This is a genomic window from Alienimonas chondri, from assembly GCF_013036045.1.
In the GTDB taxonomy this organism is placed as follows: domain Bacteria; phylum Planctomycetota; class Planctomycetia; order Planctomycetales; family Planctomycetaceae; genus Alienimonas; species Alienimonas chondri.
Window position 1 is genome coordinate 1 of record NZ_WTPX01000182.1, and the last position, 8,060, is coordinate 8,060.

An 8,060-nucleotide genomic window follows, 5' to 3' on the forward strand; every position below is an offset into this window, starting at 1 on the left:
AGTCCCCGTGCAGGCAGATCGTATCGACCGGGATCGCGTGCCGCTCCCCGGACAGGTCGCGGACCTGCCGATCCAGCAGTCCGCGGAGTTGTTCGCGGAAGTCGGCGTCGGTCTCGACGAGCGCCCGGGGGTCGGACCGCGGAACCAGCGCGTCGGCCGCCGCGTAGCGTCGATCGGCGAAGGCCTCGTGCCGGAACGCCAATCCCTCCCGGCTCGCCGATTCGGAGAGCGCCGAGCCCGCCTGTCCGACGATCGCGGCGTCCGGGGCGATTCGCTTGACCGCCCGGATCAGCGCCGCCGCCCGCGGGCCGGGCGAACGCACGTCGTGATACAGGGCCCCGTGCGGCTTCACGTGACGCAGGCGGGCCCCGAACGCTTCGACCAGTGACTTCACGGTCGCGATCTGGAACAGCAGTTCCGCCTCCAGCCGTGCGTCCGACAGGGCGACGGACCGCCGACCGAAGCCCGCCCGGTCCGGGTACGACGGGTGAGCCCCGACCGCGACCCGCAACCGCACGGCTTCCCGAATCGTCGCCACGATCAACTCCGCCCCGCCCGCGTGCGCTCCGCAGCACACGTTGCACGACGTCAGGTAGGGCAGCAGTCGACGATCCCGCTCGACCGTCGTTTCGCCCACGTCCGCGTTCAGGTCCATCGCCGGGGCCGTCGATTCGCTGTCGGAGGTCTGCGCTGAAGCGTCTTCACCGGGGGCCGCGTCGCTCGATCCGCCTGCCCTCGTCGGATGAGCTTAAGGGATTGCCGGGCCCCCATCGCGGCGGACGCCGGACCGCGGCGGGCCGTGGGTCGCCCCCATCGTCGATTCGGGATCGGCGAGCCGCAAACGTCATGCCGGATGCTGCGAGTTGGTATGCTGTTCGGCCGGATCCCGTTCCGTCCAAGGACGACCGCCATGAATCAGCGATACGCGTCGAAGCTGCCCGCCGAGGAGCGGTCGACCCTGGAAGCGATCCCCCGGTGACGGAACGACGACGCCGGCAAGCCTCAGCAGGCCAGAGCCCTCCCGCTGCGCGACCAGTCCGGCGAGGCGCCGGCCGGCGTCCGCTCGCCGTCGATCCGGCTGCCGCGAACACGATTCCCCGACGTCGGCCGGGGGTCTCTCGAAGCCGCGGCACGCGTCCGCGAGGAGCTTTCGTCATGACGCATCTCGTTCGGTCGAGCCTTCGTGTGGCGCTGCTCCTGCTGGCGGCGGCGGCTCCTGGCTCCCGCTCGCTCGCGGCTGATCCGCCGAATCAGATCGAGTTCTTCGAGCAACGCATTCGTCCCGTGCTCGCGCAGGACTGCTACGCCTGTCACAGCAGCGAGGGCAAGGCCGACGGCGGGTTGGTCCTGGATCACCGGGAAGGCCTGCTCAAGGGAGGCGATCGGGGACCGGCGATCGTGCCCGGAAAGCCGGAGGAAAGCCTGCTCGTGCAGGCGATTCGGCACGACGACGAAGACCTGGAGATGCCGAGCGCCGCGCCCAAACTGGACGCGGCCGTCATTCGGGATTTCGAGCAGTGGGTCCGCATGGGCGCGCCGGACCCGCGTGATCAACCTCCGACCGACGCGGAAGTCGCGGCCGATACCGATTGGTCGGCCGTGATGGAGCGGCGGAAGAGTTGGTGGAGCTTCCAACCGATCGGCGATCCCGCCCCGCCGGCGATCGACGCGGTAAAGCTTCCGGTCAAGCATCCGGTCGATCGATTCGTTCGCCGTCGCCTCGTCGAAGCCGGGCTCCGGCCCGCAAAGCCCGCGGAACCGCAGATCCTGGTTCGCCGGTTGACCTTCGCGCTGACCGGCCTGCCGCCGACCGAGGAGCAGCTCCGCCGGTTCGCGCAGCAGCGTGACCGCGACGCCGCGATCGATCAGCTCGTCGACGAACTCCTGGAAAGCCCCCACTTCGGCGAACGCTGGGCCCGGCACTGGATGGACTGGATCCGCTACGCGGAATCCCACGGGTCCGAGGGCGATCCGAAGATCGAGAACGCGCATCTCTATCGGGATTACCTTATTCGGGCGCTCAACGACGACGTTCCCTACGACCAGCTCGTCCGCGAACACGTCGCGGGCGATCAGCTCGCCGAGCCGCGGCTCAATCACGAACTCGCGATTAATGAATCGCTGATCGGCACCGCCCATTGGCGGATGGTGTTTCACGGCTTCGCGCCGACCGATGCGCTGGAGGAGAAAGTTCGCTTCACCGACGACCAGATCAACGTCTTCTCCAAGGCGTTCCTCGGTTTGACCGTGTCCTGCGCCCGCTGCCACAACCATAAGTTCGACGCGATCAGCCAGGCGGATTACTACGCGTTGTTCGGCGTGCTCGGTTCGACCCGTCCGGGCCGCACAGCCATCGACCTGCCCGCCCGGCAGACGACCAACCTGTCGGAACTGGCCGAGCTGAAGCCGAAGATCCGCGGCGCCGTCGCCCAAACGTGGACGGACGCCGCGGACGACCTGCCGGACCGTCTCAAGAACGACCGCACGCTCTGGAAGAACGCCGAGCGACCGTCGTCGCCCCTGCATCTGCTGCACCTGCTGAAGCGGGACGCGACGGCTCCGGAGGCGTTCGCCGACGCTTGGCGGAAACGCGTGCGGGACTGGGAGGCCGATCAGGAAGCGCTCGCCGCCTCTCGCCGCACGGAATATCCGTTCCGCGCCGATTTCTCGAAGTGGTATCGCGAAGGCATCGGCCTGGAGGGGCAGCCGTCGGAGCCCGGTGCGTTCGCCGTCCAACCGACGGGCGAGCGTGCCCTGCTCGGCATCTATCCCGCCGGGGTCTACTCGCACCTGCTTTCGCAGAAACACCCGGCTCGGTTTACGTCGCCGGACTTCCGGCTCAAGGGCAAGAACGAGTTGTGGCTGCGCGTCGCCGGGGGCGGCGGCGCCACGGCCCGCTACGTCGTGCAGAACTATCCGCGGCGGGGGACCGTCTATCCGCTCACGGAGTTGAAAGGCGACGGCGGCTCCGCGTGGCAATGGCTGCGCTACGACGTCGATTACTGGGCCGGCGACGAGATTCATATTGAATTGAGCGCCGCCCGCGATGCGCCGCTGCTCACCAAACCCTCCGACCGCTCGTGGTTCGGCGTCCGCGACGCGGCCCTGGTGCCCGAGGGGGCGACGCCCCCGGTCGAACCCCGCGACTTTCTCGCACCGATCTTCGCCGCCGCCGAGCAAGCGCCGCCGGAATCGTGGGAGGACCTCGTCGGTCTCTACGCCACGGCCGTGAAGGACAGCGCCCAGGCCTGGAAGCGGGGCGAAATCGACGACGGCGGGGCGAGCTTCCTCAACGGGTGTCTCGAAGACGGACTCGTGCCCAACACCCTGCCGGAACTCGGGCCGGCAGCCGCGTTGATCCGACGGTACCGAGAACTCGAGGAGGAGATTCCGGTTCCCACCCGCGTGCCCACGCTGGCGGAATGGCGCGGTCGGGACCAACCGCTCTACGACCGCGGCGACCACAACAAGCCGCTCGCCCCGGTCTCCCGCCGCTTTCTCGAAGCCGTCGACGCGCAACCGTACCGCACGGAACTCAGCGGTCGGCTGGAACTCGCCGAAGACCTGCTGCGCGACGACAACCCGTTCACCCGGCGGGTGATCGTCAATCGGGTCTGGCACCATCTGTTCGGCCGCGGAATCGTCCCCAGCGTGGACAACTTCGGCCGCATGGGCGAGAAGCCGTCGCATCCGGAACTGCTCGATCACCTGGCCGTCCGTTTCGTCGAGGACGGCTGGTCGCTGAAGAAGTTGATCCGCCTGATCGTCACCAGCGAGACCTGGCAGTAGGACAGCACGCCCTCACCCGAGGCCCGCGAGACCGATCCGGAGAATCAACTTCTCGCCCGCTACAACCTCCGGCGGCTGGACGCCGAGGCGATCCGCGACTCGCTGCTCGTGGCCGCCGGCCAGCTCGACCGCAAGCTCTACGGACCGCCGGTGGAGGGGCGTTCCAATCGTCGATCGGTCTACGTCCAGGTCATCCGCAATCGGCTGGATCCGTTTCTCAACACCTTCGATGCGCCGGTGCCGTTCTCCGCCACGGGCCGCCGCGACGTGACGACCGTGCCGGCCCAATCGCTGACGCTGTTCAACGATCCGTTCGTGCTCGATCTGGCCGCCCGCGTCGCCTCTTCGATAGAAGACGATGACGACGACGACGTGTTGATCGGGACGACTTGGCGGCGGCTGCTCGGTCGCGATCCGAGCCCGCAGGAACTGCTTCAGGCCCGGCGCCTCGTCCAGTCGCTGCAAGATCGGTACGCCGAACTCGCACGGCGACGGACGGCGGTGGAGACTCAGATCGCCGAGCGGCGGCGGGACGTGAACGCCGTCCGGGACGGAGTCCGTTCGCAATTGTTGGAGGTTCGAGGCGCCCCGGAGGAGAAGCAGCCGTCCGATTTGAAGCCGCTGGCTCACTGGGACTTCCAAGGCGGCCTGCAGGACTCGGTCGGATCGCTGCACGGCGAAGCCAAAGGCGCCGCGCGCGTCGAGCACGGCGCCCTCGTCGTGGACGGCGCCGGGTGGGTCGCCACGCCGCCGTTGCCGGAGACGTTGACGGCGAAAACGCTACAGGCTCGCGTCCTGCTGGACGACCTGAACCAAAGCGGGGGCGGCGTCGTCACCGTCCAAACGCTCGACGGCGGGCAGTTCGATTCGATCGTCTTCGCGGAGAAACGTCCCAAACGCTGGCTGGCGGGCAGCAATAACCTGCGGCGGACCAAACCATTCGAAGGAACCGACGAACGGGAGGCGGCCGACGAACCGGTCGTCGTCACCGTCGTCTATCACGCCGACGGCACGATCGCCGGGTATCGAAACGGCAAGCCCTACGGGACGCCTTACAAGACCGACGTTCAGACCTTTCAAAAGGGCGAGAGCCAGGTCGTGTTCGGATTGCGACACGGAACCGGCGTCCAGAGCGGACGCATGCTGCGGGGCCGGATCCTCGAGGCGACGCTGTTCGACCGGGCGCTCGCTCCGGACGAGGTTCTTGCTGCGGCGACGGGCGCCTCTTCGTTCGTCTCGGCGGCGGACGTCCTCGCCGCGATGACTCCCGCTCAGAAGCGACGGGTCGAGGAGTGGGAGCGGACCATCCGGACGCTGGAGGCCGAACGCGCCTCGCTAGGCGAACCCGTGGGCGCCGATCAGGCGTATGCGGATCTCGCCCTGGCCGTCTTCAACATGAAGGAATTCATTTATGTTCGTTGACCATCGGCATTCGCGGCGGGACTGGCTGCGACGCAGTTCCAGCGGATTCGGCCTGCTCGCCCTGGCCGGCCTCGGCGCCCGCACCGCGTCGGCCGCCGCGCCGTCGGGCGCTGCGTCTTCGGGCGCTGCGCCGTCGGGCAAGGTCAAGACCGTGATCCTGTGCTATATGTCCGGCGGCGTCTCCCACGTGGATTCGTTCGATCCCAAGCCGAAGCTCAAGGAACTGCACGGCACGCCCATGCCGGTGGAAGTCGAACGCACGCAGTTCAATAACAACGGGAACGTCTTCGCCTCGCCCTTCGAGTTTAAAAAGTGCGGCCAAAGCGGACTCGAAATCAGCAGCATGTTTCCACAGTTGAGGGAGGTGGCGGATGAACTCTCCGTCATCCGCTCGATGACCACGCCCGTCAACGAGCACGCTCAGGGCAACTTCGCGATGCATTCCGGGTTCCCGTTCCTCGGCCACCCCAGCGCGGGCGCCTGGATCAGCTACGGACTCGGATCGGCGAACGACAACCTGCCCAGCTACGTCGTTCTGCAAAGCGGCCGCGCGACCGCTCCGCACGGCGGCGTCGGGCTCTTCAGCAGCGGCTTTCTGCCCGCTCAACACCAGGCTTCGATCTTAAAAGCGGATAAGCAGCCCGCCGTCCCGAACGTTCAGCCCGCTCAGCCGACCGGCATCCAGTCGGAATGGCTGGACTTCGTGCGTCGCCGGGACGAAGGATTCCGCGTCGAACTCGGCGGGAACCAGAACGTCGAAGCCGCCATCGCCAACTACGAGACCGCCTTCCGCATGCAGTCCGCCGTGCCGGACGTGTGCGACATCTCCGGCGAAAGCGAGACCACCCGGAAGTTATACGGCCTCGACGATCCCGACGCGGAGAAGGCGGCCTACGCCCGGCAGGCGTTGTTGGCGCGGCGACTGACGGAAAAGGGCGTGCGCTTTATCGAGCTCTCCTGCCTGACCAAAGGCGTCGGCGCCGGCGGCGCCGCCAATCCGTGGGACCAGCACGGCGATCTTGAAAAAGGGCACCGCGCCATGGGCCACCAGGTCGATCAACCGATCGCCGCGCTGATTCAAGACCTCAAAGCCCGCGGGTTGTTGGAGCAAACGCTGCTCGTGTTCACCGGCGAGTTCGGCCGCACGCCGTTCACGCAGGGCTCCAACGGTCGCGACCACAACCCCTTCGGTTTCAGCGCGTGGCTGGCCGGCGGCGGCGTGAAGGGCGGAACGACGTACGGGGCCACCGACGAACTCGGCTACCGCGCGGTCGACAAACCGGCGTCCATCTACGACCTGTGGGCCACCGTGCTGCATCAGACCGGCATCGATCACAAAGCCCTCACCTATCGCTACGCCGGTCGCGACGTGCGACTCACCGACGTACACGGAGAGGTGCTTCACGACATCCTGGCCTGATCTGAGCGCCGATAAAGACACGTCCTGAACCGTCGACTCGCCCTATCGCCCCCCTGCACTTTCCCGCCGCGTCCTGAGGGGTAGGTTTCCAAAGACGTCTTGCGCGGATCGGCGGGGCGACGTCGCCCGCGAATCTTCGTGACGGGGGGGCCGTGTCCGGGTTCAAGCCGGGGACCGATCTGATCCTCGCGGACGCGCGCGACACGGCGGCGGTATCATGGCCGTCATGCGGCGTATCAAACGAGGTGGCGCCCTGCCCGTCCGGCGGGCAATCTCTCTTCAAGGAGCCGACGTGTCGCGTTTCGTCCTCTATTCCATCGTGGTTCTGACGAGTCTCTCGCTCTGGGCAGAAGGAACGACGGCGGCCGGCGACGAAGCCGCCTGGTCGGAGGAGTCCAACGGCCTGCGGGCGCGGCTGTCCATGCGTCGCTCGCACGTGAGCAACGGCACCGGCATCGTCGTCACGTACCTTGAATTGAAGAACGTCAGCGACGTCGGCAATCCCATGTTGGTGACCGTGGACCGGGACGGCATGACCTTCCGCGTGACCGACCCCGACGGTCGCGACGTGCCGGGAATGTTCGGCCCGTTCAGCGGGAGAGAGTTCGGCACGCCCGAGCTGACGCTGCCGTACGACAGCTCGATCCGTTTCCGCATCGGGCCGACCGGTTGGGGGATCCCCGGCGATCAGGCGGCGCTGGTCGATTTGGGTTCGAGCTTCGGCTGGGCGCTGCCGCGCGACGGGAACGCATATGACCTGCGGGGCGTGCTGGAGATTGCGAAGGCGAAGGACGATCGCAGCGCACGCGGCGTCCGCTGGCACGGGAGGCTCGAACTGCCGCGCGTGCGCATCCCCACCGGACCCGAGCCGGTCGATCCGGCCGCGGTCGGGCCGCTCATTAAAGAGTTGGGCGGCAGGATGCTCGCCGCGAACGGTCGCGTGTCCGAGGCCGCCATGCGCGAGCTGTCGCTGATCGACGATCCGCGGGTGATTCCGTGGTACGTCAAAGCCGTGAAGAGCGACCGCTCCGGCCTGAAGTTCCACGCCCTGGATCGGCTGTCGCGGCTGGAAGGCGACGACGCCCTGGCGGGCCTGAAGATCGGCATGGCGACGCGGGGCGCCGACATCGGCAACGCGACGACGGCCGCCGTCGCGGCCGGCTCCGCCGAGAACATCCGCCACAAAGCCGCGGTCGCCCTGGCGCGCAGCCCGCACCCGCAGGCCAAGGCGCTGCTCCTGTCGATGGAGGAAGACCCGTCCGAGGCCGTGCGGATCACGGTCATCCAGGCCGCGGCGCGGATGGAGTCGGCCGAGTCGCTGGCGTTGCTGAAGCGCCGTGCTCAAGACGGCGACCCACGCGTCCGCGGCGAGGCGGCTCGGCTGCTGAAGCTCAGGGAGAACGGCGCCGAGAAGTGACGTTCCGACGCC

General features: G+C 67.8%; 3 protein-coding genes and 1 pseudogene. 3 read left to right on the forward strand and 1 reads right to left on the reverse strand.

Annotated elements, in window-relative coordinates; all coding sequences use genetic code 11:
• On the reverse strand, nt 1-655 hold a 655-nt coding region (locus LzC2_RS18835), incomplete at its 3' end, for a LamB/YcsF family protein (RefSeq protein WP_171189578.1).
• 500 nt (nt 656-1,155) lie between these two features.
• On the opposite strand from LzC2_RS18835, the pseudogene LzC2_RS22440 reads away from it, so the two are divergent.
• The 3 genes and pseudogenes from LzC2_RS22440 to LzC2_RS22920 all read left to right on the forward strand — a co-directional run bounded on the left by LzC2_RS22440 (nt 1,156) and on the right by LzC2_RS22920 (nt 8,048).
• A pseudogene (locus LzC2_RS22440) lies at nt 1,156-5,211 on the forward strand (DUF1553 domain-containing protein).
• A complete protein-coding gene (locus tag LzC2_RS18850; protein ID WP_171189580.1) occupies nt 5,201-6,631 on the forward strand; it encodes a DUF1501 domain-containing protein in 1,431 nt (476 codons plus the stop codon). The pseudogene LzC2_RS22440 and the gene LzC2_RS18850 overlap by 11 nt, the downstream one beginning before the upstream one ends.
• A 292-nt stretch (nt 6,632-6,923) precedes the next feature.
• Nucleotides 6,924-8,048 (forward strand): HEAT repeat domain-containing protein, encoded by a 1,125-nt coding sequence (locus LzC2_RS22920; protein ID WP_171189581.1) that lies wholly within the window; start codon nt 6,924-6,926, stop codon nt 8,046-8,048.
• Nucleotides 8,049-8,060 lie beyond the last annotated feature (12 nt).